We start from the raw sequence: 2,678 nt of genomic DNA on the forward strand, positions 1-2,678 counted from the left end.
GGCAATGTCACCACGCAGGATCTGGGTGACGGTCTGAAGGTGACGAACCCGGACGGTTCGGTGACGTCGCTGGGTGACGACGGGAAGCTGACGACGACGTTCCCGGACGGCACGACCCAGACCGTCGACCCCACGACCGGGCAGGCGATCACCACCAACCCGGACGGCACCACCACGACGACCGACCTGGGCAGCCTGACCGACCTCAACGGCAGCGCCAACGGCGACGGGGTGCTCGACGGGCCGACCGGCTCCAACAGCCAGCTGAACAACGCGGGCGACCTGACGACCGACTTCCCGGACGGCAGCACCAGCTCCTTCGACCCGGACACCGGGACGCTGACCACGACCTCGCCGGACGGCAATGTCACCACGCAGGATCTGGGTGACGGTCTGAAGGTGACGAACCCGGACGGTTCGGTGACGTCGCTGGGTGACGACGGGAAGCTGACGACCACGTTCCCGGACGGCACGACCCAGACCGTCGACCCGTCGACGGGCCAGGCGACCACCGTCGACCCGGACGGCAAGACGACCACCGAGAACCTCGGCAATCTGGGCGACCTCAACAGCCAGAACAGCCAGAACAGCCTCAACGACCTGAACGATCTGAACGACCTGAACGACCTGAACGACATCACCACCGAGTCGATCGACGACCTGGGCAACTTCGGGGACCTCAACGGCGATCAGAACGGGCTGGAGACCCCGACCGGTGGCAACGTCGAACTCGACGACGCGGGCGACTTCACCACCACCTTCGCGGACGGCAGCGAGAGCTCGTTCGACCCGGACAACGGGCTGCTGACCACCACGAACGCGGACGGCACCACCACGACCACCGACCTGACCCACGGCGCGAGTTTCACCAACCCGGACGGTTCCGTCACCAGCCTGGACAACGGCCAGCTGACCACCACCTTCCCGGACGGCAGCAAGCAGGTCATCGACCCCGACACCGGCATCGCCACCGTCACCGACGCGCAGGGCAACACCGAGCGGGTCGACCTCCACGACCTCAACTCGAACGCGAACAACGACAGGTCGAGCATCCTCGACGGCCTCGGCGACCTCAACGACCTCAACGGCGTCGGGGGCGGAGGCGGAGGCGGCGGCACCACCTCCCGGGACGTACCGCTCTCCGAGCTGAACCTCGGCGGCGGCAGTACGGGCCTCGGGTCCACCGGCGGCGGCCTCTCCGGCTCGGACGGCCTGTCCTCGGGCTTCAACTCGTCCGGTGGTGTCGACCCCCTCTCGGACAGCACGGGCTCCCCGCTCGCCGCCACCGCCGCCGCGGCCACGGCCGGGACACCCGGCGCCCCCGGGACACCGGGCAGCCCCGGTATGCCGATGGGCGGCGGCATGGGCGGCATGGGCGCCGGCGGCGAGAAGGGCAACGGCGAGCGGGTGCGCTCCGTCCTGGTCGACGCGGCCGAGGAGAGCGAGCGCCGCAACCGCCGAAGGCGCAGCCCGTGGAACCGGCAGGAGGACAGCGACACCTTCCTGGCCCCGGCCTCCCGGGTCAACACCACCGGCGGCGCCGGCGAGTCCTCCGAGGAGGAGGCGGAGCCGGGCCGCAGGGCCACCAGCTCCGACTACCTGGAGGAGGACGAGGACGTGTGGGGCACCGAGGAGGGCGGCACGCCGGCCGTGATCGGGCGGTGAGCACGGTGGGGGCCCCTCGCGGGAACAGGTCCGGCCACGGCAGGAACGGGGGAGAGACGAATCCCACCCCTCCCGGACTTCCGCGAAGCGGCCCTCACCAGGCAAGATCAGCAGCGTAGTTGCCGACGAGAAGGGCGGGGCGGGCGTGACGGAACCGCTGGAGAAGCGACTGGAGAAGGCCATGGCCGAACTCCAGGCTGCCCAGGAGGCGGTCGCGCGCACCGAGCGCGAGCTGCGCCAGGCGTCGTTCGCGGTGCTCTCCTCCGACCGTGCGGTGCGCGCCACGGTGGGACCCCAGGGCGAACTGACCGGGATCGAGTTCCTGGAGAACAAGTACCGGGACATGTCCCACCAGGAGCTGTCCGCGAGCGTCCTGGAAGCGGCGAACGCGGCACGCCTGAAGATGAACAAGCACGTGATGAAGGCGATGGCACCCTTCGCCGAGCCCAGCAGCGAAGTGCCGGAGCTGAAGGGCTTCGAGCTGGACTGGGAGAAGATCTTCGGTCCCGAGGTGCTGCAGGAGGACGACGAGGACACGGCGCGCCACGACCAGGCCACCCCTGCCTGGCGGGACGCGCTCGGCGACGACGGGGAGGACTGACGATGGGACAGCGGTACTACGTAGACCCGCAGCGCATCGAGGCCCTGGCGGGGCAGCTGGAGGAGATCGGCACCCTGGCCAGGAGCATGACCGAGGAGTTCCTCGACGAGCTGGCCCCCACCGTCAAGTGGCCCGGCACCGAAGGTGACTTCGCCGAGAAGGCCAAGCCGCAGGAGCAGAAGGAGCGGCAGACCACCAAGGAGACCATGATGTCCATCCGTGACGCCCTGGTGGGCATCACGGACGCCACGGTGAGCCAGGTCCGGCTGATGAAGACCACCCGTGACGGCAACATCGAGGCGATCGAGCAGAACAACCGTGAGCTCGACACCAACGGGTTGGACGGCAACAGCGGCCCGGGCGGGCATGGTCGCCGCTGACCCACGCGCCGTCGGCCGCTCCCGCCTCGTGC

The 2,678-nt window shown here is 69.7% G+C and carries 2 protein-coding genes and 1 pseudogene; all 3 read left to right on the forward strand.

Translation table 11 applies throughout. The features are described 5' to 3' along the window. Positions 1–1,665: pseudogene (locus tag ACFWGJ_RS43210) on the forward strand (hypothetical protein); the annotation flags it as partial. Between the two features lie 145 nt (positions 1,666–1,810). Beyond that, on the forward strand, positions 1,811–2,266 hold the full coding sequence (locus tag ACFWGJ_RS43215; RefSeq protein ID WP_387334452.1) for a YbaB/EbfC family nucleoid-associated protein: 456 nt from the start codon (positions 1,811–1,813) through the stop codon (positions 2,264–2,266). A 2-nt stretch (positions 2,267–2,268) separates the two neighbouring features. Beyond that, positions 2,269–2,646: a hypothetical protein gene (locus ACFWGJ_RS43220; protein WP_387334455.1), complete on the forward strand. Its 378-nt coding sequence runs from the start codon at positions 2,269–2,271 to the stop codon at positions 2,644–2,646. The last annotated feature ends 32 nt before the right edge of the window (positions 2,647–2,678 follow it).

Origin of the sequence: Streptomyces sp. NPDC060205, from assembly GCF_042728395.1 — a bacterium.
Classification (GTDB): domain Bacteria; phylum Actinomycetota; class Actinomycetes; order Streptomycetales; family Streptomycetaceae; genus Streptomyces.

Coding starts and splice junctions, on each gene's coding strand:
- ACFWGJ_RS43220 (WP_387334455.1), top strand. CDS start 2,269: ATGGGACAGCGGTACTACGTAGACCCGCAGCGCATCGAGGCCCTGGCG.